This is a genomic window from Patulibacter sp. NPDC049589, from assembly GCF_040675535.1.
Taxonomy (GTDB): Bacteria; Actinomycetota; Thermoleophilia; order Solirubrobacterales; family Solirubrobacteraceae; genus Patulibacter.
Genome location: NZ_JBFAPC010000018.1, coordinates 1 through 25,729 on the forward strand (window position 1 = coordinate 1; position 25,729 = coordinate 25,729).

Annotated in this window: 23 protein-coding genes and 1 pseudogene; 11 read left to right on the forward strand and 13 right to left on the reverse strand. The window is 73.1% G+C overall.

The features are described 5' to 3' along the window. Positions 1-1,929: amidase (locus AB0L40_RS05300; RefSeq protein ID WP_364350276.1), on the forward strand; the 1,929-nt coding region annotated here is incomplete at its 5' end. On the opposite strand, the gene AB0L40_RS05305 is transcribed toward AB0L40_RS05300, so the two are convergent. Then, positions 1,926-2,804 (reverse strand): aldo/keto reductase, encoded by an 879-nt coding sequence (locus AB0L40_RS05305; protein ID WP_364350279.1) that lies wholly within the window; start codon positions 2,802-2,804, stop codon positions 1,926-1,928. The genes AB0L40_RS05300 and AB0L40_RS05305 overlap by 4 nt on opposite strands. Before the next feature lie 34 nt (positions 2,805-2,838). On the opposite strand from AB0L40_RS05305, the gene AB0L40_RS05310 reads away from it, so the two are divergent. The 5 genes from AB0L40_RS05310 to AB0L40_RS05330 all read left to right on the forward strand — a co-directional run bounded on the left by AB0L40_RS05310 (position 2,839) and on the right by AB0L40_RS05330 (position 7,216). After that, complete coding sequence (locus AB0L40_RS05310; RefSeq protein WP_364350282.1) at positions 2,839-3,714, forward strand: helix-turn-helix transcriptional regulator; 876 nt, start codon at positions 2,839-2,841, stop codon at positions 3,712-3,714. Positions 3,715-3,927: 213 nt separating this feature from the next. Beyond that, positions 3,928-4,269 carry a hypothetical protein gene (locus tag AB0L40_RS05315; protein WP_364350285.1) on the forward strand — a complete coding sequence of 114 codons (342 nt, stop codon included), beginning with the start codon at positions 3,928-3,930 and terminating at the stop codon, positions 4,267-4,269. A gap of 78 nt (positions 4,270-4,347) precedes the next feature. After that, positions 4,348-4,929 (forward strand): RNA polymerase sigma factor, encoded by a 582-nt coding sequence (locus tag AB0L40_RS05320; RefSeq protein WP_364350288.1) that lies wholly within the window; start codon positions 4,348-4,350, stop codon positions 4,927-4,929. Next, complete coding sequence (locus AB0L40_RS05325) at positions 4,922-6,088, forward strand: hypothetical protein (RefSeq protein ID WP_364350291.1); 1,167 nt, start codon at positions 4,922-4,924, stop codon at positions 6,086-6,088. The genes AB0L40_RS05320 and AB0L40_RS05325 overlap by 8 nt, the downstream gene beginning before the upstream one ends. Before the next feature lie 87 nt (positions 6,089-6,175). Beyond that, positions 6,176-7,216, forward strand: a complete 1,041-nt coding sequence (locus AB0L40_RS05330; RefSeq protein WP_364350294.1) for an LLM class flavin-dependent oxidoreductase — start codon at positions 6,176-6,178, stop codon at positions 7,214-7,216. Positions 7,217-7,229: 13 nt separating this feature from the next. On the opposite strand, the gene AB0L40_RS05335 is transcribed toward AB0L40_RS05330, so the two are convergent. The 3 genes from AB0L40_RS05335 to AB0L40_RS05345 all read right to left on the reverse strand — a co-directional run bounded on the left by AB0L40_RS05335 (position 7,230) and on the right by AB0L40_RS05345 (position 9,130). After that, positions 7,230-7,751 carry a methylated-DNA--[protein]-cysteine S-methyltransferase gene (locus AB0L40_RS05335; RefSeq protein ID WP_364350297.1) on the reverse strand — a complete coding sequence of 174 codons (522 nt, stop codon included), beginning with the start codon at positions 7,749-7,751 and terminating at the stop codon, positions 7,230-7,232. Between the two features lie 190 nt (positions 7,752-7,941). Further along, complete coding sequence (locus AB0L40_RS05340) at positions 7,942-8,421, reverse strand: hypothetical protein (protein WP_364350300.1); 480 nt, start codon at positions 8,419-8,421, stop codon at positions 7,942-7,944. 67 nt (positions 8,422-8,488) lie between these two features. Continuing rightward, on the reverse strand, positions 8,489-9,130 hold the full coding sequence (locus AB0L40_RS05345) for an NAD(P)H-dependent oxidoreductase (protein ID WP_364350303.1): 642 nt from the start codon (positions 9,128-9,130) through the stop codon (positions 8,489-8,491). Positions 9,131-9,207: 77 nt separating this feature from the next. On the opposite strand from AB0L40_RS05345, the gene AB0L40_RS05350 reads away from it, so the two are divergent. Beyond that, positions 9,208-9,717: a MarR family winged helix-turn-helix transcriptional regulator gene (locus AB0L40_RS05350; protein ID WP_364350306.1), complete on the forward strand. Its 510-nt coding sequence runs from the start codon at positions 9,208-9,210 to the stop codon at positions 9,715-9,717. Between the two features lie 51 nt (positions 9,718-9,768). Further along, on the forward strand, positions 9,769-10,188 hold the full coding sequence (locus tag AB0L40_RS05355) for a hypothetical protein (RefSeq protein ID WP_364350309.1): 420 nt from the start codon (positions 9,769-9,771) through the stop codon (positions 10,186-10,188). 76 nt (positions 10,189-10,264) lie between these two features. Here AB0L40_RS05355 and AB0L40_RS05360 read toward each other — a convergent pair whose 3' ends face one another. From AB0L40_RS05360 to AB0L40_RS05370, 3 genes are all read right to left on the reverse strand, one after another. Beyond that, positions 10,265-11,560 carry an ABC transporter substrate-binding protein gene (locus AB0L40_RS05360; RefSeq protein WP_364350312.1) on the reverse strand — a complete coding sequence of 432 codons (1,296 nt, stop codon included), beginning with the start codon at positions 11,558-11,560 and terminating at the stop codon, positions 10,265-10,267. A gap of 253 nt (positions 11,561-11,813) precedes the next feature. Further along, positions 11,814-12,608 carry an ABC transporter ATP-binding protein gene (locus tag AB0L40_RS05365; RefSeq protein ID WP_364350315.1) on the reverse strand — a complete coding sequence of 265 codons (795 nt, stop codon included), beginning with the start codon at positions 12,606-12,608 and terminating at the stop codon, positions 11,814-11,816. After that, positions 12,605-15,460 carry an ATP-binding cassette domain-containing protein gene (locus tag AB0L40_RS05370; protein ID WP_364350318.1) on the reverse strand — a complete coding sequence of 952 codons (2,856 nt, stop codon included), beginning with the start codon at positions 15,458-15,460 and terminating at the stop codon, positions 12,605-12,607. The genes AB0L40_RS05365 and AB0L40_RS05370 overlap by 4 nt, the downstream gene beginning before the upstream one ends. Before the next feature lie 835 nt (positions 15,461-16,295). Between AB0L40_RS05370 and AB0L40_RS05375 the strand changes: the two genes are divergently transcribed. Next, positions 16,296-16,487 carry a hypothetical protein gene (locus AB0L40_RS05375; RefSeq protein ID WP_364350321.1) on the forward strand — a complete coding sequence of 64 codons (192 nt, stop codon included), beginning with the start codon at positions 16,296-16,298 and terminating at the stop codon, positions 16,485-16,487. 211 nt (positions 16,488-16,698) lie between these two features. Further along, on the forward strand, positions 16,699-17,583 hold the full coding sequence (locus AB0L40_RS05380; protein WP_364350324.1) for a S49 family peptidase: 885 nt from the start codon (positions 16,699-16,701) through the stop codon (positions 17,581-17,583). A 112-nt stretch (positions 17,584-17,695) separates the two neighbouring features. Here the strand turns inward: AB0L40_RS05380 and AB0L40_RS05385 are convergent. From AB0L40_RS05385 to AB0L40_RS05410, 6 genes and pseudogenes are all read right to left on the reverse strand, one after another. Beyond that, a pseudogene (locus AB0L40_RS05385) lies at positions 17,696-17,962 on the reverse strand (recombinase family protein); the annotation flags it as partial. Positions 17,963-18,420: 458 nt separating this feature from the next. Further along, positions 18,421-19,128, reverse strand: a complete 708-nt coding sequence (locus AB0L40_RS05390; protein ID WP_364350327.1) for a DUF3800 domain-containing protein — start codon at positions 19,126-19,128, stop codon at positions 18,421-18,423. 85 nt (positions 19,129-19,213) lie between these two features. Then, positions 19,214-20,320, reverse strand: a complete 1,107-nt coding sequence (locus AB0L40_RS05395; protein ID WP_364350330.1) for an XRE family transcriptional regulator — start codon at positions 20,318-20,320, stop codon at positions 19,214-19,216. After that, on the reverse strand, positions 20,317-20,988 hold the full coding sequence (locus AB0L40_RS05400) for a hypothetical protein (RefSeq protein ID WP_364350333.1): 672 nt from the start codon (positions 20,986-20,988) through the stop codon (positions 20,317-20,319). Before AB0L40_RS05400 ends, AB0L40_RS05395 begins: the two co-directional genes overlap by 4 nt. A 218-nt stretch (positions 20,989-21,206) precedes the next feature. Then, the gene (locus tag AB0L40_RS05405; RefSeq protein ID WP_364350336.1) at positions 21,207-22,220 is read right to left on the reverse strand and encodes a folate-binding protein; all 1,014 of its coding nucleotides are present in this window, start codon (positions 22,218-22,220) and stop codon (positions 21,207-21,209) included. A 54-nt stretch (positions 22,221-22,274) separates the two neighbouring features. Next, entirely contained in the window at positions 22,275-24,851 is a 2,577-nt protein-coding gene (locus AB0L40_RS05410) for a DUF3516 domain-containing protein (RefSeq protein ID WP_364350339.1), read from the reverse strand. A 94-nt stretch (positions 24,852-24,945) separates the two neighbouring features. Between AB0L40_RS05410 and AB0L40_RS05415 the strand changes: the two genes are divergently transcribed. After that, a complete protein-coding gene (locus AB0L40_RS05415) occupies positions 24,946-25,704 on the forward strand; it encodes a hypothetical protein (protein ID WP_364350342.1) in 759 nt (252 codons plus the stop codon). Positions 25,705-25,729: the final 25 nt, after the last annotated feature.

Below are 25,729 nucleotides of genomic sequence, written 5' to 3' on the forward strand. Positions count from 1 at the left end.
CTCGCGCCGTCCGCCGCGTCCGCGGCCACCGCCCCGAAGACCGTCGCGAGGGCGAAGGCCCCGTCGACCACCACCCGCGCCGGCGCGGCGCCGCCGCTGCCCGACGTCGCCGCCGTCCAGGCGCTGAACAAGCCGCTCGTCGACCACGACATCTTCGAGCTCGCGGCGCTGATGCGCGGCGGCGTGACCACCTCGGTCGCCCTGACGACCGCGTACCTCGCGCGGATCGACCGGTTCAACGGGCCGTTCGAGATCTACGGCGACAACGGCGGCTACAACACGTTCATCCGGATCGCCCGCGACGAGGCGCTCGCGCAGGCCGCGGCCGCCGACGCACGGATCGCCGCGGAGGGCGCGGCGGCCCCGATCCTCTGCGGCATCCCGCTGGGGATCAAGGACTCGGTCGGCATCGCCGGCCGCCCGGCGAAGAACGGCACGCACAACTTCGACGCGAACATCGCGCTGGACGACGCGACCGCCGTCGCGCGACTGCGCGACCAGGGCGCCGTGTTCCTCGGACACTGCGTCTGCTCCGCGTACTCCGGCGTCATCGCCGGCACCTTCGCGGGCAACGCGTGGAACAAGGACTACATCCCGGGCGGCTCGAGCCAGGGCTCCGGCGGCGCGCCGATCAACCGGCTCGCGGCGGCGGCGATCGGCGAGGAGACCGGCGGCTCGATCACCTGGCCGGCCGCGATCAACGGCTCCTCGGCGATCAAGCCGTCGCTCGGTCTCGGCTCGATGGCCGGCGTGATGCCGCTGTCGGCGACCTACGACGTGCTCGGACCGCTCGCGCGCTCCGGCCGCGACGCCGCGCTGATCATGAACGCGATGATCGGGCCCGAGGGCGACGCCGACCCGCAGACGCTCGCCCAGCCGGTGCCGTTCCCGCAGCTGCCGATGACGCCGCGGGAGGGCTCCAAGCCGCTGGCGGGCCTGACGATCGGCATCCCGCAGACCGATTGGATGACCACGACCGTCGACAACCCGAACAACACGAGCACCTCGACGGTCCGGCGCGTCTCGCCGCAGTCGGTCTACGACGCCGACCACCAGGCCGCGTTCGCGCGCGTCCGCGGCGAGCTCGAGGCGATGGGCGCGACCGTCAAGGAGTTCCGCGGCTGCGACATCACCGACTACGGCACGGCGCCGGACTTCCTCGACGGAGACAACCCGTTCTACCTCAACCCCGCGGTGCTCGACACCGTCGACGGGACGCAGGTGACGCCGCGCAACGCCGTGGTCTTCGCCAACCGCTCGGAGATCCGCTACATCGAGGCGGTCTCGGACTTCGCCGACACGCAGTCCCCCGCCGTGAAGACGGCGCTGGCCGCCCAGTACGGCCGGCGCCCGGGCGGCACGACGGACACGAACGTCGCCCCGACGTTCGCGGCCTCGGCGCTGCTGAACAACGGCATCACGACGAAGACCCGCCGCGAGGGCGAGCGCCGCCGGCGCCTGCTGATCAAGAACTACCAGCAGTCCCTGGACTCCGCGGGCGTGGACATCATGCTCGTGATGTCGATCGGGGCCGAGGTCGGCAAGCGCCAGCCGCTGAACCCCAGCGCCGGCCTGCCGGTCCGCCGCTACAACCAGATCGCGAACGACCTCTCCTGGCCGCTCGTGTCGTTCCCGGTGGGCGTCACGTCCAACGCCGGGCTGCCGATCTGCGTGCAGCTGTGGGGCCCGCGCTTCAGCGAACCGAAGCTCGTGCAGGCGATGATCGACTACCAGGCCAAGCACCCCGAGCACCACACGCGGTTCCCGGCGGACCCGCAACCCGTCTCGACCAAGACCCTGCCCCCCGCGCTGGCCGCCCGGGTCGCGGAGGCGACGGCGATCGCGGAGTCCCCCGACGCCCCGATCGACCCGGCCAGCAGCAACGACCCGGTCGTGCAGGAGAACGCGGCGATCGCCGCGCGCGGCTAGCCGAGCGGGTTGGCGGCCGGCACCACGCCGGCCAGCCGCCCGAGGTCCTCGGCGTCGAGCTCCAGGTCGCCGGCCGCGAGGTTCTCCTCGAGGTGGGCGACGGAGCTCGTGCCGGCGATCAGCAGGACGTGCTCGTCGCGGGCCAGCAGCCAGGCGAGCGCGATCTGGGTCGTCGTGGCGCCGTGCTTCTCGGCGGTCGCGGCGATCGCCGGGTCCGCGGCGAGCTTCGCCGGGCCGCCCGTGAACGCCGAGCCGAGCGGGAAGTACGGCACGTAGGCCACGTCCCGCTCGATGCAGCGCTCCAGCACGTCCTCGTCGGAGCGGTCGATGATGCTGAACGGGTTCTGGACGCAGGCGACGTCGACGAGGTCGAGCGCCTGGTCCAGTTCGTCGCGGGTCACGGTCGAGACGCCGATCTGGTCGAGCTTGCCCTCGTCGCGCAGGTCCTGGAGCACGCCGAGCTGCTCGGCGATCGGGACGCCCGGACCGTCCCCGTGGCGGCGCAGGTTGACGAGGTCCATGCGCTCGACGCCGAGCGCGCGGAGGTTCGCCTCGACGTCCTCGCGCAGGTGCTGCGGGTCCTGCGCCGGCAGCCACGCGCCCTCGGCGTCGCGCCGGGCGCCGACCTTCGTCGCGATCCGCAGGCCGTCCGGGTAGGGGTGCAGCGTCTCGCGGATCAGCGCGTTGACGACGTCGGGGCCGTAGAACTGCGCCGTGTCGAGGTGGTCGACGCCGAGCTCGATCGCCCGGCGCAGCACGGCGCGCGCCGCGTCGGGGTCCTTCGGCGGTCCGAGGACACCGGGGCCCGCGAGCTGCATCGCCCCGAAGCCCATCCGGTTCACCGTGATCGTGCCGAGCCTGCCGTGGGAAGTCATGGACCGATCGTGGGGCACGGCGCGGAGTGGGACAATGACCGAGCGCAACATGGGACCCACACCACCACCCACGCCGCCCACCCGGCACGCCGAGCTGGGCGAGTTCCTCCGCCTGCACCGCGAGGGCACCACCCCCGACAGCGTCGGCCTGCAGCCCGTCGGCCGCCGCCGCACGCCCGGCCTGCGGCGCGAGGAGGTCTCGCAGCTGGCCGGGGTCGGGCTCTCCTGGTACACGTGGCTCGAGCAGGGCCGCGACGTCACGCCGTCCGCGAGCGTGCTCGACGCGCTGGCCCGCGTCCTCGACCTCGCCCCCGCCGAGCGCGCGCACCTCTTCCACCTGACCGGGGTCGCGGAGCCGACGGCGGACGGGCCGTACCCGACGACCGCCCCCGACGACCTGCGGTCGATCGTCGACGGCCTCGATCCCTACCCCGCCTACCTGCTCGGTCCGCGCCTGGACGTGCTTGGCTGGAACGCCGCCGCCACGCGGATCCTCGGCACGCCGTCGGCGGCCCCGGACGGCATCCCCAACGTCCTGTGGTGGATGTTCACGTCCGCCGACCGCGACGGCCCGGCCTGGAACGAGACGTCGCGCAACATGCTCGCGCGGTTCCGCGGCCAGCACGCCCGGCGCTACGACGACCCGGCGTTCGCCGCGCTGATCGCGGCGCTGCTGGACGCCAGCCCGCGCTTCCGCGACCTGTGGCCGCGGCACGAGGTGCTCGCAGCGCAGTCGGGCGCGAAGGTCATCGACACGCTGGACCACGGGCGCCTGCGGTTCCATCACCTGCAGTCGATCCCGACCAGCTCCCCCGAGCTGCGCATGACGCAGTTCGTCCCCGCGGACGAGCACACGCGCGAAGCGTTCCTGCGGCTGGCCGAGGGTGCGGGCTCCGTCGCGCGAGCCTGACGCGCGGTCGTCGCGGGCGTCGGACGCGGGCGCCGACGTCGGCCGCAGGCGTGTGGGACGCGCGACGTCCTGCGACGAGCCGAGCCGTACGAGCGGGCCCCGTCGCGTCGGCGCGCGGCCCGGCCACCCGCCCGCGACGCGCGACGTCCCCGGACGGCGGGGCCGCCGTCGCCACCCGTGGTGCCCGCGATCACCGGGGGCTACCGTTGGGTGATGCCCGAGTTCGCCTGGGACCGCAAGCGCGTGATCGTCGCCGACGCGCGCCGCAGCGTCAGCGTCCCGCTCGACGCCGAGGGCATCGACGACCTGACGTCGGTCCTCGAATCACGCCTGCAGCGCTTCTTCACCGACGGCCGCGTGGCCGTGGTCCTCGTCGACGGCGAGTACCAGGTGCACTTCCACGAGCTCATCCGCGAGTGGACGCTCGACCGGGTCCAGGAGTACGCCGACCGCATCCTCGCGGGCGTCGACGGCGACGCGAAGAACGGCTGGACCATCGGCGACGAGATGGAGCACGTCTTCAACCGCACGCCGCAGGAGCCGCAGGGCGGCTGAGGGTCCGTCGGAGCGCTCGTCGGTCCCGGAAACCGGTCCGCGCGAACTTCCCGGGACCCTGCGGCCATGAACCAGTAGATGCCGCCCCCAGGAGGACTCCCCCGCCGCGACCGTGACGACGATCCCGCGTTCGTCGCGCTCTTCCGCGACGCACAGGGCCCTGTCCTGCGGTTCCTCCGCCGGCGGCTCGGGGACCGGGCGGCCGAGGACGCCGCCGCCGACGTCTTCGAGCGCGCCCTGCGGCAGCACCGCGACGGGCGGCTCCCGGTCGACGCAGGCGCGGCGTGGCTGCTGGGGATCGCCACGAACGTGATCTCGGAGCGACGAAGGGCCGAACGCCGGAGGCTCCGCGCGCTCGAGCGCCTGTCCTCGCGCGCCGCCCCGGCGCCGCGGCCCGACGAGCAGCCCGGCGGCGAGCCCGCCCTGGACCCGGACCTCGTGCGCGCGCTCGCCGCGCTGACGCCGATCGACCGCGACGCGCTGCTCCTGCTCGCCTGGGGCGAGCTCTCCTACGACGAGATCGCGACCGCGCTCGCCGTCCCGATCGGCACGGTCCGCTCGCGCATCGCCCGCGCCCGCCGGCACCTCGACGCCACGCTCTCCCCGGCGGCCCCGGCCCACCGCGAGCGCCACGACCTCATCGGAGTCCCCCGTGCCTGACCGCGACCCGCAGCTCCCCCCGATCGCCGTCGACGACCTGCGCGCGCACGCCGACCTCGGCCTGTCGTCCGCCGCCGGACGGCGGCTGGAGCGCCGGATGGAGCGCCGGATGGAGCGCCGGATGCGCCGCTCCCTCGGCCGCGCTCCCGGCCCGTCGCCGCGCCCGCCGAGCCTGCGCCTCCTCTCCCGCCGGACCCGCGTCGTCGTCGTGGCGGTCGTCGCGGCGCTCGCCCTGTCCAGTGCCGCCGTCGCCGCGCTCGTCGCGACGAACGAGTCCGCGCCGCTCGACGGCCGGTTCTCGCCGGCGGGGACCAGCGTGCCCCACCCCGGAGCCACGTACCGCTTCGACGTCCGCCCGAACCTCGCGGTCGGCACGGTGGGCTGGTGCACCGTGATCACGCTCAGCGACGCCGGGAGGCCCGGCGGCGGCTCGGACTGCGGTTCGGCGCGCACGACCGCCGACCCGGTGCTCGACGGCGGCGGGCTGTCGATCTTCGACCGGCCGGGCGACCCGCGAAGCGAGCGCCAGATCGCCTACGCGATCGTCGACCATCGGATCGCCGCCGGACGCCGCGGCAGCGACGGCGTGGTCGTCACCGCCCGCAGCGACCGCCGGCTCCCGGCCGGGTGGCGCTCCATCGTCGTCGTGCAGGCCGGGGCGCACGGCATCGGCTACGTCGGCCCGGACGGCCGGCCGGTGCGCCGCCTGACCGACACCGAGCAGGGGGCCGCGCGCATCCCCGACCAGGCGCGACGGCGCGTCGGCCCGGCGGCCCTGGCCCGCCTGGCGCGTTGCGGGCTGGACGGTGCGCCCGGGAGCGCCGTCCGGGTCGACGGAGGCCGGGCGCTGAGCGCGGCCCCACAGCCGTCGGCGGACGTCAACGGCCGCGCGTTCCTCAGCTGCGCGAGCGCCCGCATCACGTACCGGGACCGCGGGTACATCGCGACCGTCCTGCTCGACGCCGCGGATCCCGGACGGGCCCGCCCCGACGAGCTGCCCGGCGCCGTCCCCCGGGGCGGCGACGTCGAGCTCGCGGCGACGGCGCAGGCACAGCCGGCCCTCGCGCGCCGCGTCGGACGGGCGTGGATCGTCGTCCAGGGACCGGACGCCACAGGGCGGGCGGCGGTGCTCCACGACCTGCGGATCCCGCACCGCTGAACGGCGGATCCGCATCGCCGAGGGAGGACCGGCACCCCGCCTCGATCAAAAGCGGACCGTGGTCCGATTCAGTGCTACGATCGGTCCATGGAACGCATCGGATTCCTCTCCTTCGGCCACTGGGGCCGCAGCCGCGGGTCGCAGACGCCGACGGCCGGCGACGCGCTCACGCAGACGATCGAGCTCGCGGTCGCCGCCGAGGAGCTCGGCATCGACGGGGCCTACGCGCGGGTGCACCACTTCGCGCGGCAGATCTCGTCGCCGTTCCCCCTGCTCGCGGCGATGGCCGCGCGGACCAGCCGCATCGAGCTGGGCACCGGCATCATCGACATGCGGTACGAGCAGCCGCGGTACATGGCGGAGGCCGCCGCGTCGGCGGACCTGATCAGCGGCGGGCGGCTGCAGCTCGGGCTGAGCCGGGGCTCACCCGAGCCCGCCGTCGACGGCGCCCGGCACTTCGGCATGACGCCCGCGGACGGGCAGACGGACGCCGACATGGCGCGCGAACACACGGCCGCGTTCCGATCGGCGATCGCCGGGGAGCGCTTCGCGGAGGCCGACCCGAAGATGGCAGGCATGGCCGGCCGGCTCCCCATCGAGCCGCAGTCGCCCGGGCTCGGTGACCGCGTCTGGTGGGGGTCCGGTTCGCGCCCGACGGCCGTCTGGGCGGCGCAGCAGGGCATGAACCTGATGAGCTCGACGCTGCTGCTCGAGGACACGGGCACGCCGTTCCACGAGCTCCAGCACCAGCAGATCCTGCTCTTCCGCGAGGCGTGGGCGGAGGCCGGCTGGGCCCGGACCCCGCGCGTGTCGGTGAGCCGCAGCGTCCTGCCGATCACCTCCGACCTGGACCGGCAGTACTTCGGTCGCGGCGGCGGCAGCGACCAGGTGGGCGTGCTCGACGGGGTCCTCTCGCGCTTCGGCAAGAGCTACGTCGGCGAGCCGGACGCGATCGTGGAAGAGCTCCGCCGCGACTCCGCGGTGCGGGCCGCCGACACCCTGCTGCTGACGGTCCCCAACCAGCTCGGTGTCGAGTACAACGCCCGCCTGCTGGAGACCGTCGCCCGCGACATCGCCCCGGCCCTGGGCTGGACGCCGGCGACCGAGCGGGACGCGGCCGCGGCGTAGGGAGCGGTCGCCCTCAGAACAGCGTCAGGGCCTCGTCCGGGATCCGGTCCCACCGGCTCCCGGGCCCGGCCTCCAGCGCGAGCAGGCGGCGCTTGCGGTCGAGGCCGCCGGCGTAGCCCGTGAGCGCGCCGTCGCCGCCGAGGACGCGGTGGCACGGGACGATCAGCGACAGCGGGTTGCGGCCGACGGCCCGCCCGACCGTCCGGGCGAGCGCCGGATCGCCGAGCTCCCGCGCGATCGTGCCGTACGTCGTCGTCGCGCCGTAGGGGATCGCGTCCAGCCGCTCCCAGACGCGCCGCTCGAAGGCGCTCCCGATCCGGACGGTCGGGAGGTCGAACGAGGTCCGCTCCCCCGCGAGGTACTCGCACAGCTGCCGCTCGGCCTCCTCGAAGCCGGTCGCGACCTCCGCCCCGAACCCGCCGCGGTCCGGCCGAGTCCAGTGCCCGGGAAAGTAGATCCCGGCCAGGACGCCGTCCTGCGCGACGAGCGTGAGCTCCCCGGTCGGGGTGTCGATGGTCTGCTGGGTCGTCGTCATCCGGGTCGCTCCGCGTCGGTGGTCGGGGGTCCTGGTGGTAGGACGGCCGAGGCGGGGAGGACGTGAGATCCGGATCGGGCCGAGACGATCCGGCGGACCGCCCCGGCCACCGGCTTCCGACCCTGTGCCGTGTGCCTGCCGGAGCGCTACGCGACGTGGAAGGCCGCGCGGGGCTGAGCGCGCCGCGGCGTCAGCGGGCGCGGCGCCACCAGCGCCGGCGTGCGGACGGCACGTGCTCGTAGTGCCCCGGGCACGACAGCCCGCCGTTCGTGACGCCGATCTTCTGCCGGCACCGGTCGCCGGGCCGGAGCCCGAAGCCGGCGGGCGCGGTCCGGTGGCGACAGAACACGTAGCTGCAGCGGAGCGCGTCACCGGGCGTCGCGGCGTCGCGGGCCGCGGCCGCACGACGCCGGTTCTCGGCCGCCACGACCTGCGACGGGGTGGCGTCGGACGGCGGGAGCTCCGGGACGCTCGTGACCAGGTCGTCCTCGAGCACGTAGAGGTCCAGGCCCGGCGGAGCGATCGCGGCGGCGGCGCTCCGGATCCGGTCGCCGTGGCCGGCGACGACCCGGAGCGTCACGCTGCCGGGCCTCGGACGGTCGTCGAGGACGGCGAGGACGCCGGCCATCCGGCGCACGTCGGTGTCGAACTGGCGGCGTCGGCGGTCCACGGGCTCCTCTCACCCGGAACGGTAGGCGACCGGCGACGCCGCCGTCCCCTCGTCGGCGCTCCACCGCTCAGACCGTTGCGGCGTGCGCGACCAGCAGCTCCTGGGCGGCGGCGAGGCTCTGGTCCTCCGCATGCCCGAGGTCGAGCGGCACCATCGCGGGGCTCTCGCGCGCGAGCGTCAGCTCGGCCGACGCGACGACGACGTCGGTCAGCCCGAGGTACTCGAAGACGTGGCGGATCCACGGCTCGCGGTGGTCCCAGCCGTGCCGCGGCGTGCCGGGCCCGTAGCCGCCGCCGGAAGCGAGCGCGAGCACCAGCGTCTTGCCACCGAGGGCACCGGTCCCGTCCGCGCCGACGGTGATCCCTCGCACCAGGATCCGGTCGATCCATGTCCGGACGGTGCTCGGCGCGGTGAAGTTGTAGAGCCCGGCGCCGAGGACGATGACGTCGGCCGCCAGGACCTCGTGGGCCAGCTCCTCGCCGAGCGCCCGCTGCTCGCGCTGCTCGTCCGTGAGGTCGCCCGGCAGCGTGACGTGGGCGACGTAGACGCCCTCGTCCATGTGCGGGACCGGGTCGGCCGCGAGGTCGCGGTAGCGCACGGTCCCGTCGGGGTTGGCGGCGCGCCAGGCGTCGACGTAGTCGGCGGACAGGCGGCGGCTCCGCGACCCGGAGGTGCGGAGCGAGGAGTCGAGATGCAGGAGGCTGGGCATACCGTAGGAATGGCACAACTATTTGTAACTACCTACGCTTTGCAGATCTCGACGGTTGCGCGGGTATGATCGAGTCGATGACCGACGCGCTGAAGCCCGACCATGCGGTGTCCTCGCTGGGGCTGCTCGCGCACATCTCCCGCGTCGCGCGCCACGAGGTCGACGCGGTCGCGTCGGTCGGCGATCTGCGGCCGGGGCACGTCGTCGTCCTGACGACGCTGCGCGAGCACGGCGCGGGAACGCAGCGTGCCCTCGCGGCCGCGCTGCGCCTGGATCCGAGCAGCCTGGTCGGCCTGCTCAACGACCTCGAGGATCGAGGCCTGGTCTCGCGCCGCCGCGACCCCGAGGATCGCCGGCGGCACATCGTCGCGCTCGAGGACGCGGGCCGCCGCTGGCTGACCTCCGCCGAGGGCGAGCTCGCGCCCGTCGAGGACCGGGTCTTCCGCGCGCTGTCCGCCGAGGAGCGCCGCACGCTCCACGCGCTGCTGACCCGCGCGGTCAGCGGCCACGCGCCCCCCGCGGGTTGGGAGCCGTCCACCGACTGCGCCCCGTCGGTCGACGATGCCCCCGCCGCGGCCGACTGCTGACGGTCCGCCACCGGGCCCGGCTACCGGAACGGCACGCGCTGCAGCGTCTGGATGTCGCAGGTCGTGCTCTGCGGCCCGCCGCCGGGGCCGTCGACCTGCAGGACGCTGTCGTTGGAGAACGACCCGGTCGACCGGGAGCCCGGCCGCCGCGACGCCCAGGTGAACGACCAGGACGCGATCCGTGGCGCCTGGTCGGACCTGACCGGCCGGCCGACCGACGAGCGCTTCCGCCTGGTGCCGCCGGTGCACAGCGACCACGGCGTCGACCTGCGGCTCGGCGCCAACGTCTTCATCAACCACGGGTGCACGCTGAACGACATCGGCGGCATCGACATCGGCGCCGACACGATGATCGGGCCGAACGTCACGCTCCTCACCTCCGGGCATCCGGTCGCGGTCGTCACCCGCGACGTCCCCCCGGCGACCCTCGTGGCCGGCAACCCGGCACGCGTGCTGCGGTCGGTGGGTTGAGAGTCGGGCGGAGCCGCCGACGTCGACGGGCTCGAGCGGCGTCCGGCGCGTCACCACGCGCCGGACGCCGTGTGCATCAGAGCGACTTCAGGAGCGCCACGATCTTCGGCAGGTCCGCGGGCGCGATGCAGCTGGGCTTCGCGTCCTGCGTCAGCGGCGTGAACTTGCCCGCCTTGATCTGCTGCGGGAACCAGCACGTCGTGAACGTCGGCTTGCCGGCGACGTAGTTCAGCGGCGGCGTCAGGCCGTCCACCGTCTCGTTCTTGAACGTGTAGAGCCCCTTCAGCACGTCCGCCGGGGTCGACGTCGGCTTCAGCTTCGCCCGCTCGGCGGCGAGCTTGAACGCCTGGCCGCCCGCCCAGACCGAGACGTCGGTCTCGTTGTACTGGTCGCCCTTGGCGACGCCGGGCTGGTACTGGTCGAGCGCCTGGTGGAACGTCCTGAGCGCCGGGATCGACGTGTCGGCGAGCACCGGGTTGGACTGCGTCGCGATCGTCCCTTCCATGCTCGCCTGGTCCTGCCACACCGTGCCGGTGGTGGCCGACACGTTCAGCTGCCTGGGCTTGTAGCCCTGCTGGGCGCACTGGTCGGCGACCCGGAGCACCGTCGTCGCGTTCTCGACGATCGACAGTCCGTCGACCCCCTTGGCCTTCGCGGCGAGGCAGGCGGCGGTGTAGCTCGGCTGCGAGACCGTGATCTTCTGGACGAACGGGACGTTGACGCCCACGATCTGGCCGAGGCCGGCCAGCAGCTTCGCGCCGAGCGAGCACGCCGCGACTTCCGCACACGGCATCAGGCCGACGTTCTTCACGCCCGCCTTCTTGGCCTCCACGAGCAGGCCGTAGTCGAACGTGACCGCCTGCGTGCCGGTCGGGAAGAACAGCGGGTTGCTCGTGTAGTCCTGCTGGAACTCGGCCGATCCGATGACCGGCACCTTCTTCGCGGTGATGTACTTCTGGAACGACTCCGTAACCGTGCTGGTCGAGCCGACGAGCGCCTGGACCTTGTCCTGCTCGACGAGCTTCTTGACGATCTGCGCAGCCTTCGTCGGATTGCCGGCGTCGTCCGCGACGATGACCTTCACCGGGTGGCCGTTGATGCCGCCATTGGCGTTCGTGTACGACTCCCACGCCTTGATGGTCTCGTCCGCGGCGCCCAACGAGGCCGCCTGCGGGCCCGAGAAGCTGCCGATGTTGCCGACGACGATCGGGGCGCCCTTCGGGGCGTCCGCCGCCGGAGTGCTCGACGTCGAGGCGCTCGAGGCCGTGCTGGCCGTTGTCGAACTGGTGCTGTCCGAACCGCTGCCACAGGCCGTCAGGCCGAGGGCCAGTGCCAATGCGGCTCCGACCGCCACAACTCTGCGTTCTCTCATCCTTGTTCTCCTTGCTCCGGGGGTCGTTTCGGCGACCGCCCGCCCGAATCGGCGGGACGAACCGATAAACGGCGCGACCAGGCGACGCAGGCGGCGACGCGCAGGCCACCGGCGGGGCAGTGGCGCCGACATGGGTCGCCGACCGACACCGCCGTCATGCCGGATGCCGCGCGCGGAGGCGGCCGGTTCGGCCGGCCCCCGCGCCGCCGGCGTGCCGGCGGCGCGGGACATCGGCCGGAGGGACCCTCGACCGTCACGTCGACGCCCCTCCCGCGATGTCCGCCCCCAGGTAGCCCGCGAGGACCGCCTCCTCATCGAGCTCCGTCGGCGGACCCGAGAACGTCACGCGGCCACGGTTGAGCAGGTGCACCGTGTCCGACATCGCCAGGGCACGGTTCACGAACTGCTCGACGATCAGCAGGGTCACGCCGGATCGCGCGAGCGCCTGCAGGCTCGCGAAGATCTCGTCGACCACGCGCGGCGCGAGCCCCATGGACACCTCGTCGAGCAGGACGACCTTCGGGCGGGCCAGGTAGCACCGGGCGAGCGCCAGCATCTGCTGCTGGCCGCCGGACATGCTGCCGGCCCGTTGCCCCAGCCGATCGCGCAGGGCCGGGAACGCCTCCAGCGCCTCGTCCACCGGGGCGTCCCTCACGCCCGGCGGGGCGAGCAGCCGCAGGTTCTCCCGGACCGAGAGCCGCGGGAAGACGCCGCGGCCCTCCGGGATCAGGCACATCCCGGCCTTCGCCCGGCGGCTCGGAGTGAGGCGCGTGACGTCCTCGCCCCCGAGCAGCACGGTCCCCTCGGTCGGCCGCATCAGCCCCGAGGCGAGGTTGAGCAGCGTGGTCTTCCCCGCGCCGTTGGGGCCGAGCAGTGCGGCGATCGTCCCGGTCCGCACGCTGAGATCGACGTCCCACAGCGCGCGCGTTCGCCCGTAGGACGCGGACACGCCGCGCAGCTCCAGGGCCGATGACGTCCCGGGCGCGGTCGTCGGACCGGGCACGCCCGACGGAGCTCCGGTGGCGTCGGGCTGCGGCGAGGTGGTCATGCGCCCGCTCCGTCCGTGGCCGCGGCGGCGAGCTCGGCGTCGTCGCCCTCCCCGAGGTACGCGGCACGCACGACGTCGGCGTCCAGCACCTCCGACGGCGGCCCCTCGAACAGCGGCTTGCCGAAGTCGAGCACGTAGATCTGCTCGCACACCTCCATCACGAGCGACATGTCGTGCTCGACGAGCAGGATGCCGACGCCGCGCTCGGCGACGACGCGCTGGAGGATGCGGCCGAAGCGCTCCGTCTCCACGTGGTCGAGGCCCGACGACGGCTCGTCCAGGAGCAGGACGCGGAACGGGCCGGCCAGGCAGCGCGCCAGCTCGACGAGCCGTCGCTGGCCGGTCGACAGCGAGCCCGCGGGACGCCCGGCCACGTCGTCGAGCTCGCAGAGCGCCAGCGCGCGGTCGGTCGCGACCCGCATCGCGCGCTTCTGCCCCGGCGTGGAGAGCAGGTGCGAGAACGGGTTCGGGCCGGCACGCGAGCCCTCCCAGCCGATCGCGACGTTCTCGCGGACGCTCAGGGAGTCGAACAGCTCCATCCGCTGGAACGTGCGGCCCAGCCCCCGACGAGCGCGGGCGGACGGCCCGCGACGTGTCACCTCGGATCCGTCGAAGACGACGTGCCCGTCCGTCGGGCGCAACAGCCCCGAGCAGGCGTTGAACGTCGTCGTCTTCCCGGCGCCGTTCGGGCCGATCAGGCCGGTGATCCGACCGGTCGGTGCCGCCATCGAGAACCCGTCGACGGCGACGTTGCCGCCGAAGGTGACCCGGAGGCCCGTGACCTCCAGCGACGCGGGCACCACCCGGTCCGCGGCCGCGCCCGCCAGGCCTGGGGTGGCCGCCTTCGCGAGCGCCTTGCCACCCGCGGCTCCAGCCGGCTTCGAGCCTCCCACGGCCTGCGCCGGCGTCCAGTCGCCCGCGGCCTCGGCCGACTTCCGGTCGCCGACCGCCGCGGCCGGCTCGCCGTCGCCGGCGGCGGGGCCGGCCGCCGTCCCGGGGACGACGACCGGGGTCCGGCGGAACAGCCGGTCGATCGCGTCCCGCACGACGGCGGGGGTCTCGAACGCCCGGCCCGGGAGGACCGCGTAGGCGACCGCCGAGACGCCGAACCCGAGCTGCAGCCAGTAGGCGGTGGCCTCGCCGTCGAGGTACGAGGGCACCACGATCAGCAGGCCGGCGGCCATCACCGCGTACCACGGCTCGCGACCGAGGCAGACAACCACGAGCACGAGGTACGTCAGGGACAACAGCGGCGGATAGGAGATGTTCGAGATCGTCTCCTGGCCCGCGCCGACCAAGGCACCGCCGATCGCCGCCATGAAGGCGGAGAGGCAGAAGACGAGCGTGCGGGTCACGTTGACCGAGGTGCCGCTCGTCGTCAGCGCCGTCGGGGAGTCGGCCATGCCTCGCAGCAGCCGGCCCAGCCGGCTGCGCCCGAGCACGACCACGAAGAGCGTCGCGACGACCGCGAAGCCGAGGACGAGGAAATAGAAGCTCTTGTCGCTCGTGAACCCGCTCGGCCGGGGCACGTCGGTGCCCAGGCCGGTCGAGCCGAACATGAAGTCCTGGGGGTAGAACATGTAGTTCAGCGCGACGCCGAAGCCGAACGTGGCCAGCGCCAGGTAGAGGCCCGTCAACCGCATCGCCGGGATCGCCAGGAGCGCGCCGATCGGCACGGCGATGAATCCGCTGCACAGGAGCGCCAGGAACCACGGGACGTGCTGCTCCGTCACGAGGTGGCCCAGGGCGCACGCCCCGATGGCGGCGAACGCGACATGGCTCAGCGAGACCTGTCCGGACAGCCGGACGAGCAGGCCGAGCGAGAGGAAGATGATCACCGTACCTACGGCGGTCGTCCAGTCCGCGAGGTGGATCCCCGCGAACGACGGCACGAGCACGAGCACGAGCAGCAGCACCACGCCGGCCCCGATCGAGAGCGGCGCGGGCGGCGTCCAGGCGCCCTTCGCCCGCGGGAGGACCCTGACGCGCTCGACGAGGTACCGCTTCGGGAAGACGAGCAGGACGACGAAGAGCACGATGAACGGCAGGGCCGGCGTGACGCTCGCGAGGAGGCCCGTCGTGAACCATTTCGTGCTGAGCGACGCGAGGACGCCGATCCCGAGGCCGCCGGCGAACGTCAGGGGCAGGCTCGTGAAGCCCCCCAGGGCGGCCGCGCCGAAGGCCTGGACCACGAGCAGCGTCAGCAGCGTCGGGTCGAGCGGCAGCAGGCTCGCGAACAGGACACCAGAGAGCGACGCGAGGGAGACCCCGATGATCCACGAGAGCCGGCGCACCCGGACCGGGTCGGTGCCGGCGAGGTCGAGCAGCGACGCGTCGTCGACGATCCCGCGCATCGCGACCCCGGACCGCGAGATCCGGAAGAAGGCGTAGAGCAGCGCCGTCACGCCCACGGCGATCGCCACCGTCACGATGTCCGCGTACTGGACGGTCGTCGAGCCGATCGTCGTCTGGCCCTTCGCGAGGAACACCGGGATCGTCCGGGTCTCCTCGACCCCGTAGATCAGGAGGACGATGGCCTGCACGATCAGGGCGATGCCGACCGTCGCAGCGACCTGGCTGGCGAGCGACGCTCTACCGATCGAGCGGCCGACGAGCTCGATCGCCAGCGCGATCGGGATCGGGGCGACGAAGACGCAGACGAAGGCGGCGACCGGCCATGGCACGTCGTGCTTGATGTGCAGCGTGTAGAAGAGGTACGCGGAGACCGTCGCGAGTGATCCGTGGGCGAAGTTGAAGACGCCCGAGGTCTTGTTGGTCAACACGAGGCCGACGGCGGCCAGCCCGTAGACCGCTCCCGTGACGAGCCCGGAGATGATGTAGGGAAGCAGCATCGTTCAGCGCCTGTGGGACGGGAGGGGATGGGCTACGGGGGAAGGTGTTCTCATCGGCGGCGTTGTGTGCTCCGCTCGAGAGGACGGCCCCGAGATCGGCGGGCGCGCCCAGACGTGTACGGCGTGTGCTGCAATCATCTCGGCGACACCCTAGGCGTCACGCGTTCTCCCAGTACGGGATGCCGACCATTCGTTGAGACGCTCACGGACCGCCCGTTCGAAACGCGGCGTGCGCGGCCGTTCTTCGAGGTACGGACGCTCGATGTCGCACCGCCTGCGCAGCGCGCAGGGCTGTTCCCGAAGCGGGCCATGCCCAGCGCCAGTCGACCGTTCCACCCCGTGGTCGCCAACGGTCGCTCTCGGCCCGATCGGGGGGCGGCAGCCCGAGGGCTCACCGGTTGCGACGTCGTCCGTTGGATCACGCCACGACCCTAGGCACGGATTCGCCGCGTATCGGGCTGCTCTCCCCAACGGTGTACGACGCTCTCCCCAAAGAGGTAGCCGGTTGTACTGTTCCGAAGGCCTGAAGGCCACCGGGCCATTCGCGACCCACGGCGACCGGCGCGAATCGGCGGGAGCTGGTCGAGCACGACCAGCACCGACAGCAGGCAGCGGGGCGCCGGCATCGGCCTGGAGCCTCACGTGTGGGGTTCCGTTCCGGTCCTTCCCGCCTCCGGGAGGCCACCCCGACCCAGCCCCGCCGCGTGCTCACACCTCAGGTGCGCGACGTCGAGGCACGACCCCACGCCGTAGAATCCCGGTCCCATCCCCGCGGGCGCCTCGGCGGTCGCAGGGCCCGCACGGCTGAAGCGAGCACCATGTACCGGACGCAGCGATGAACGTCGGAGTCTTGCTCCTCGGGATCGTCTGGATCGCCGTCGGGGTCACCGCCTCCCTGACCGCGACCGGCAGGATCGACCTCGCGAAGTCCGGCGAGCTGACGCCGATCACCCGGCGCAACTGGCAGCGCGCCAGCCTGCTCGCCCTGAGCCTCGGCGTCGTCTCCGTCGTCACGAGCTTCCTCTGACTCCGGGGCTGCGACGGACGGGGCCACGCGCACGACCGGCGCGTCCCGCCCGGGGCCCGGGCGCCGGAGGGTCCGTCCGACGTCACCACCTCCGCGCACCAGGATGTGTCCGTGCGAGGATCGAGACGCGCGAGGAGCACGCGGCCATGGAGCGGGCCGGCGCGGCCTCTCCCCGGGCGGCCCCGGAACCGCCCACCACTACGATCCGTCCATGAACGTCGCCGACATCGCCGGTCGCCTCCCGCTCCCGGAGGCCGCCCGCCGGCGGTTGCCGGTGCCGACGGAGCAGATCGCCGTCGTCCGCTTGGAGGGGGTCATCACCCCGGCCGGGTCGGGCGGCGGACCGATGCGCCGGGGCGGGATCACCCTCGAGGGCCTCGAGTCGACGCTGACCAAGGCGTTCGAGCTGTCCGGCCTCAAGGCCGTGGCGCTGGCGATCAGCTCGCCCGGCGGCGCGCCCACGCAGTCCGCGCTGGTCGCCGACCGGATCCGCGGGCTGGCGGCCGAGCACGAGGTCCCGGTCATCGCGTTCTGCGAGGACGTCGCCGCGTCGGGCGGCTACTGGCTGGCGTGCGCGGCGGACGAGATCGTCGCGCACCCGACGTCGCTGGTCGGGTCGATCGGCGTCGTCTCCGGCGGGTTCGGGCTGCACGAGGCGATCGGCAAGTACGGCATCGAGCGCCGCCTGCACACCGCCGGCGAGAACAAGGCCCGGCTCGACCCCTTCCAGCCGGAGCGCGCGGAGGACGTCGCCTGGCTGCGCGGCGAGCTCGACGAGCTGCACAAGCTCTTCACCGGCTGGGTCCGCGAGCGCCGCGGCGACCGACTGACGGGCGACGAGCAGACGGTCTTCAGCGGCGAGGTCTGGACCGGCGCGCGGGCGAAGGAGCTCGGCCTGATCGACGGGCTCGGCACCCTGCGCGGCGTGCTCGGCGCGCGCTACCCCGACGCGAAGATCACGCCCATCGGGTCGAAGGGCTCGTTCGTTCGCGCCGCCCTCGGCCTCGGCGCGGCGGCCACGGGTCGCGACCAGACGGTCCCCGCGATGCTGGGCGCGCTCGAGGACCGGGCGGCCTGGGCGCGGTTCGGGCTCTGAGGCACAGCCGCCGGCGGGTCGATCCGACGTCGGCCCCGCCCGGCGGTTGCGGCCCGCGCGCGCTCGATCCGTCCTCGGTCGGGTCGTCGACCGAGCCGCCGAGGTGCAGCTTGCGGGTCGTGAGCTCGTCGACGATGTCGCGCGCGTCGGGGAGCGAGCGGGTGAGACGGTCGACCGTGGTGCCCACGAGCAGGTCGCCGGACCGGCAGGCCGCGAGCACTTCACGAAGACCGGGCCGCGCACGGTTGGTGCCGTTGAGGCCGTGGTCGACCCGGATCCGTTCGGCCTCGCCCCCGAGCGCCTGCAGCGTGGTGCGTCGCGCGGTCGGCTCCTGCGCTGCGGTCGAGACGCGGGCGTCGCCGATCGTCCGCTCGCTCACCCGCGGAAGTGCCGTATGACGCCCCCTTCCCGGGAAGCAATTCGGACGGGTCTATCGGGACACCGAGCACGTGCTCATACCAAAGAGTTGCATGGGCGCCGCGGATCCAGGCTGTCGTTCCCTTCTGGGACGCCCCCTCCCCCGGTCCAGGCGGTCGGCTATCGGCGGACTGCGATCGCCTAGCTTGAGCGCCGTTTGTGCGTCCCGCGCGCGATATCGCGCAACCCGTCGACCTCGACGGGCGGGCCGGTCCTGGTCAGCCCCAGAAGATGCAGGTCGGGTCGCGCTCGACCTCCTCCAGGAGCGGCGCCACGGTCCGGCCGGCGTGACGGGCGCCTGACGGCTTCGCCGGGCTGGTTAGTGCGTGCTGGTATGCATATACTGGCCGTACCGGAGAGCGTCGTATCCAACCGGGCCTCCACCAGCCAGAGAGCCGCTTTCGAGCGGCTCTTTGTGCGTCACGACCCAGCTGTCGGGGGTGCCGGGTGCAGGTGCACCGTCGTATTCTCTGCGATCGAGGCCCAGATCTCCTCGAGTGCGGCCTGGCTGCGCGGGTCGTTTCCTGCCCGCGACCTGCGGCGGTGCAGGAACGTGATCAGGTCGGTGCCCTGCACGCCGGGTGAGAAGCGGCTGTTGACGAAGACGACGTCGTGCACACGCGACCCTCCTGACGACCGCATCGTCTCTTGGTGGGCCTGGAGCTCGCGGAAGACGTCGCGTGTGGTGCCTTCTTCTTCGTCGGCGATGATCAACGCGTCCTCGCCCGTGTGAGCGAGGTGGCCCTCCAGGAGCGGAAAGAGGCGTCGGACGGCCTCCATCCGGTGAAATCGCACGGGCGAGCGCGGCGGTCGGTCAGCCCATCTCACGCCGACGAGAATGGTCTGCGTTCCCGCGTCCTGCATCGCTCGGACGCCGGCGCGGAACCCGGCGATTCTGAGCGGCGGCGCGTTCTTGATCGGCGCGAACGCTCCGGCTCCGCCGAAGAGCTGCGAGGCGTGAAGCTCGACGTCCTGCGGGATGAGGGACGGGGCGCCGTTGGCGACCAACGCTGCGGCTGCTGCGATCGCGGCTCGAAGCGCAGAGGCTTCGACGGCAGGGACGAGGCAGATGCCCAACCAGTAGGCATCCCCGCGCTCATAGGACTCATCGAGGTACGCGAACCTCATGCGTCTGGCACCCGGGCGCCTGGCTGTCGGGCGGGCCGGATGGACGTCGGTGCGAGATGGGCCACCCCGGGCGTGACGTCGGTGGTCATTCGACCACGAGCGACCGGCGCGCTCGAAGGTCGAGGAGTTCTCGCAGCGTCGCTGCGTCGGGAAGGCGGGCGCTCTGCACGAGATCGTCGAGGGTGATGCCCGCGTCTTCGAGGACACCGAGTGCTTTGTTGAGCAGTGCGGGTTGCTCGAGGGGATGGTCGGGTCCGGGCTCGCGCTGGCGGCCCCATTTGCGCGAGAGGTACTTCATGGCGTTCTGGTGCGCCTGCGGGGTCAGGACCCCGACGTCTTTGCCGCGGTAGAGCAGCGCGGCCACCGACATGCCCCATCGCTCTTTCAGCTGCAGCAGTCGCGCCCAGTCGACGCGTCCTTCGGGCCACTCGTCGCGTAGCGCCTCGGCCGGCACCAAAAACGCGGACGCGAAACGGTGCGCCTGGCGCTCCATGCCCGCGTCTGCCGGTGTGGGGTCTGCGGTGTGCAGCACCGTGTGAGCGAGCTCGTGGGCGGCATCAAAGCGCGAGCGTTCGTAGACCCCTTTGTCGCGGCCCAGGACTACGAGCGGACGGGGCCCGCCCGTCCACGAGAAGGCGTCCACACGAGCCCCCTCGAAGAGCAACCGGACGACAACGAGCCCGCGGCGCTCGAGCTGCCGCACGACGTCAGGGATCGGGTCGTGTCCGAGACCCCACGCGTCTCGGACCGCTCGCGCAGCATGCTCCGCCTGTTCCACCGGATCGCTGGGCGTCAGCTCGAGCCCTGTGGTCGGACGGTACTCGGGGAGCTCGACGTGCCGTTCGATCTCCGCGACCAGCTGCGTCACGAGGCCAGCATGGGCCGCTGCGCGCTCTCGTTCGCGTTGGGTGGTGCTGCGGAGGCTGCGGAAGAACGACTCGGTGACCGACGGCAGCTCAGGCTCGGTGCGAGGTTCGGTGAAGAACGCCACCGGCACCTGAAGGACCCAGGCAAGCTGCTGCAACGTCGACGCTTTCGGTCGCGTTGCGCCGCTCTCGTACTGACTGATCGCCGCCGCGCTGACGTTGGCCTGGCGAGCGAGCTCTGCCCTGGTGATCGCTTTGAGCTGTCGGGCCTGCCGCAGACGTCCGGGCGAGAAAAGAGCGGCGGCGGCGCGGGTGTCGCCGCTCACCCCGTCTCCTCGGCCGGAGCGACCGGCCGCAGCCGAACCGGGAGGTCATCGTCGGACGTCGTCGGCGCCGGACCGGTCGGCGTGCGAGGCAGGCGGCCCCCATGGTCGGCGTCCCCGAACGGCTCGCTCCACGACCACTTGATGTGCTTGCGGACGCCGCCGGCCACGCGCTCCAGATGGAGGTACGGCGCGCCGACGACGGCGCGCTCAAAGCCCGTGACGGAGTCGCCGAACATCACGATCACGATGTTTGCAGCGCCCGTGATCGTCCCTGCGGACCCGTCGAGGCCGAGCGCCATCTGCACGGTGTTGGCAGACGTCAGCTGCTCCTTGATCTTCGAGTCGCTGAACGAGACGTCCTCGACGCTCGCCGCCGCGGGCGGCGCCTTATAGACGTAAACCCGATGCACGACACCATCGCGCTCGACCTCCAGCCACCGGAGGTTGCCGTGCTCACGGTCCTCCACGCCGGCGATCGCTCGAACCTCGACAGCCGCCAGATGCCGCGCGTTGATCGTGACCGCGAGCCCGAAGGTCATCGACGTGTCGCCCAGCTCCTCGGGACGAAAGCGCTCGACGTTCGCCGACCATGCGTCCGTGAACGCCCACAGCAACCGGCGGCGCATCTCCTCGGCTTGCCCATCCGGCGCGATCTCGATCCAACTCACACGCACAGCATGACAGGAGCACCGGCGTATCGAAAGTCAAAACACGACATCTCGACCTCGATCGTAAGTCTACGGCCGCCACCTGAGTCCGGGTAGCCGATCCTCAGCGGGACGCCGGCCCGCGCCGGTTAGCCCTGCGAAAAGACCGCCTGATGGCGATCGACTTCACACCCGGTCCGACGTTGGCCCTGTCGTGCGGTGGGAACGTCAGGCGGGCCTCAGAAGGTCCAGGGCAGCGCCGCGACGATCGCGGCGGTCTCCCCCGCCGTGACCTCCACGCCCGGCTCCGCGCTGCGGCGCAGCAGCGCCAGCGCGAGCGGCCCGTGCACCGGCGACAGCACCGCGGTGCCTACCGTCCCGAGCTCCGCGCCCGCGGCGTCGCGCACCGGCTCCCCCGCGATCAGCGGCGTCGCCGACCGCAGCCCGCGCAGTGTCCGGTGGACGGTGCCGCTGCGGTCCTGGCGCAGGACCGTCTGCATCCCCGGGTAGAGCGCCTTGTCGAGCGCGACGACATCCGGGACGAGGCCCGCGTCGGCGGGCAGCGTGCGCTCGTCCAGCTCGGAGCCGTAGCCGGCGCGACCCGCCTCGACGCGCAGGACCTCCCACAGCGCCTCGTCACCCGGGACGGCACCGCCGGCGACGAGCGCCCGCACGACGGCCGGAGCGTCCTCCACCGGCAGGCGCAGGTCTACGCCGTCGGGCGTGCGGATCGCACGGGCCTCCACCCCGCCGACCGCGACGAGGCGATGATCGTGCTCGGCGGCCCCATCGTCGAGCCCCGCGGCCGCGGCGGCGCCCGGCCCGACGAGGCTGATCTGGGTCTCCTGCAGCGTCCGCTTGCCGAGGTCGATCTGCCAGCCGACGCGCCCGCGGTGCAGCGCGACGTAGATCCCCTGCAGCGCCGGGCGCTCGCAGTCCAGCAGGAGCGCGTCCCCCGCGCGGAGGATCCGCAGCGTGCCGAGCAGCGCGCCCTTCGCCGTCAGCAGCGCCCCCATCCGGCCGGCGCCGTCGAGGATCGTGGCGACGTCGACCGTGACGTGCGCCTGGACGAACGGGATCGTGTCGAGGCCGGTGATCGCGAGCTTGCCGACCTCGGGCCGCTCGATCAGCGCGACGCCCTCACGGGCGGCGCGGTGGGCCGCGGCGAGCGGGGACGTCGGGGCGTCGGCGGGCATGCCCCCACCGTGCCACACCCGTGACGCGGCCCGCCCGCCCCCGCGACCACGCGACACCGACGACTCCCGGACCCTCCGCGGCCGCCGCGTCCGACGGGCGCGGCGGGAGGGTCAGTCGGCCAGCTCGGCCGGCCCGAACGACCGCGTCCGCACCACCGGCTCGCCGGCCGCGTCGGACGCGTCGAGGTCGACGTCCGCGACGATCTGGAAGTCGCGGTGGTCCTCCGGGTCCAGCGCGATCTGGCGGACGATCCAGTGGCGGCCCTCGACGCCGGGCGGGTCGCGGTCGATCAGGAGCAGCTCGGGCGAGCGCGCCTGCGGACCGGCGACCAGTTCCTCGTAGGTCTCCCAGTAGGCGTCCAGCGCCTCGCGCCATGCCGGCGCGCGCATGGTGATCCGGCCCGGGGGCTCGGTCAGGGCGGCCGCGGCGGCGTCGAGGCCGGCGAGCTCGTCGGCGCGGTCGCGGGCCGCCAGCCGGATCTTCAGGAACATCGCGTTGCGGACCATCACCGTGAAGTTCTTGACGTTCGCGGTGATCGGCCGCGCCGGGGGCGGCGGGGCGCCGGCGGCCATCGCGGCGGACGCAGCGGCGACGGACTCCGGGTCCGTCAGGGCCTCCCACTCGTCCAGCAGGCTCGAGTCGGTCTGGCGGATCGTCTCGCCCAGCCACTCGATGATCTCCTCGAGCTCCGGGGTCTTGACCTCCTCCGGCACCGTCTGGCGCAGCGCCCGGTAGGCGCTGCTCAGGTAGCGCAGGACGAGGCCCTCGGAGCGCGCGAGGTTGTAGTGGGAGACGAACTCGGTGAACGTCCGCCCCCACTCGTGCATGTCGCGGACGACGGACTTCGGCGAGAGGTCGGACTCGCGGACCCACGGGTGCGTCTCGCGGAAGGTGCGCAGCGCGTCGAGCAGCGGCTCGGCGAGCGGCTTGGGGTAGGTGACCTGCTCGAGCAGCTCCATCCGCTCGTCGTACTCGATGCCCTGGGCCTTCATCTCGGCGACGGCCTCGCCGCGCTCCTTGTTCGCCTGCGCCATCAAGACCGGGAACGGGTCGTCGAGGATCGCCTCGACGACGGAGAGCACGTCGAGCGCGTACGTCTCGGCCTCGGGGTTCAGCAGCCCGAACGCGCCGAGCGCGAACGACGCCAGCGGCTGGTTGAGCGCGAAGTCGTCCTGCAACTCCTCGGCCAGCCGCAGCGTGCGGCCGTGCTCGTCCGGGTCGGCCAGCCACTGCAGGACGCCGGCGGCGACGAGCTCGTCGCCCAGCTCCTGCGCCTGCGCGTAGAGCTTCTCCTGGCCGCCCGGGTCCTCGTGGTTGTCGCGCATCAGCGCGGTCATCGTCTCGACGGGGTCCGCCGGCTGGTTGACGACGTTCAGGAGCATCGAGTGGTTGACGCGCATCCGCGAGACGAGCGCCTCGGGCGTCGCGGTCTTCAGCCGCTCGAACGTCTCCTCCGTCCAGCTGACGGCGCCGTCCTGGGGCTTCTTCGTCTGGACCTTGCGGCGCTTCTTCGGGTCGTCCCCGGCCTTCGCCAGCGCCTTCTGCCGCTCGATCACGTGCTCGGGCGCCTGGGCGACGACGTAGCCCTGGGTGTCGAAGCCTGCGCGGCCGGCGCGGCCGGCGATCTGGTGGAACTCGCGCGCCTTCAGCAGCCGGTGGCGGGAGCCGTCGTACTTCGCCAGCGCGGTGAAGACCACGGTGCGGATCGGCACGTTGATGCCGACGCCGAGCGTGTCCGTCCCGCAGATGACCTTCAAGAGGCCGGTCTGCGCGAGCTGCTCGACCAGGCGCCGGTAGCGCGGGAGCATCCCGGCGTGGTGGACGCCGATGCCGGAGCGGACGAGCTTCGACAGCGTCCGGCCGAACCCGGACGTGAAGCGGAACGCCCCGATCACGTCCGCGATCTGCTGGCGCTCCTCCTTCGTACAGAGCTTCACCGAGAGCAGCGACTGCGCCCGCTCCATCGCCGAGGCCTGCGTGAAGTGCACGACGTAGATCGGCGCCTTGTCGGCCTGGACGAGCTCCTCGAGCAGCTCGTGCAGCGGATCGACGGACCACGAGAACGTCAGCGGCACGGGCCGCTCGGCGTCGTCGATCAGCGCGGTGTCGCGGCCCGTCCGGCGCGTGAGGTCCTCGGAGATCCGGGAGACGTCGCCGAGCGTGGCGGACATCAGGAGGAACTGCGCCTGCGGCAGGAGCAGCAGCGGCACCTGCCATGCCCAGCCCCGCTGGCCGTCGGCGTAGTAGTGGAACTCGTCCATCACGACCTGGCCGACGTCGGCCTTCGCGCCCTGGCGCAGCGCGATGTTCGCCAGCACCTCGGCGGTGCAGCAGATGATCGGCGCGTCGTCGTTGACCGACGCGTCGCCGGTCAGCATGCCGACGTTCTCGGCCCCGAAGATCTCGCACAGCGCGAAGAACTTCTCCGACACGAGCGCCTTGATCGGCGCGGTGTAGAACGTCACGCGTCCCTCGGCCAGCGCTGCGAAGTGCGCGGCGATCGCGACCATCGACTTGCCCGACCCCGTCGGCGTGGCGAGCACGACGTTGTTGCCGGAGAACAGCTCGATCGCCGCCTCCTCCTGGTGCGGGTAGAGGTTCAGGCCGGCGTGGGCCGCCCAGTCCGTGAAGGCGTCGTAGAGGGCGTCGGCGCTGGGCTCGGAGGGAAGGGCGTCGACCAGGGTCATAGGGGCGACGGGGACGCTACCGGTCCGGCCCGCCGCCGAACGACGAGGGACCTCCCCGATGCGGCCCGGCGGAGCGCCGAGCATCGTGCCGGTCATGCCGCCCCGCGCCCGTCCCGCGTCGCTCCTCGCTCTCGTGATGGTGCTGCTCTGCGCCGCCGTCCTCGCGCCGAGCGCCGCGTCGGCGACCGCCGCCCCGGCCTACGAGGCGAGCGCGGCGTCCACCGCCAAGGAGACCTGGACCTTCAAGGGCGCCGGCGCCCCGAAGCCGTGCCGGTCCTGGACCCAGGCCTCCGGCACGGTCAGCGTCCGCGTCTTCGCGAAGGGCGGCTTCCGGATCACGCGGATCCCCGGCCTCGGCACGACGGGTGGCCTGACCGATCCCCAGGATCCGAGGATGAACATCAAGCGGCAGGTCGACTACCGGATCCACCAGGTCGGCACGACCCCGGACTGCACGCCCTGCGGGCCGTCCAGCGAGTTCGGGACCTGCGGCGACGCGATCCCGGACCTCGTCGGCGCGCCCGGCTGCGAGCCGGCGGCCGCGCCCGGCGGCACGGTGCTCGCGACCATCAGCGGCAGCACGCTCGTGACGAAGGCCGTCGCCCCGAGCGCGTCGATCCTGCGGCGCTGCTCGTCGCTGGTCCCCGCGGGCGTCCCGGTCGGATCGCCGGAGCCGAAGCTCGTGCCCATGCGCTTCCCCGGGGCGCTGCGCCGGATCCAGCGCCTGAAGGTCGGAGAGAGCGCGAAGTTCGACCGCGCCGTCGACCGCGGGCCGGACTGCAAGCGACCGAGCGGCGAGCTGCGGACGTGCACCCGGCACCGGACGGGCGTGACCGTCACGCGGACGCGGTGACCCGGGCGCCAGGGCCGTCCGCCCG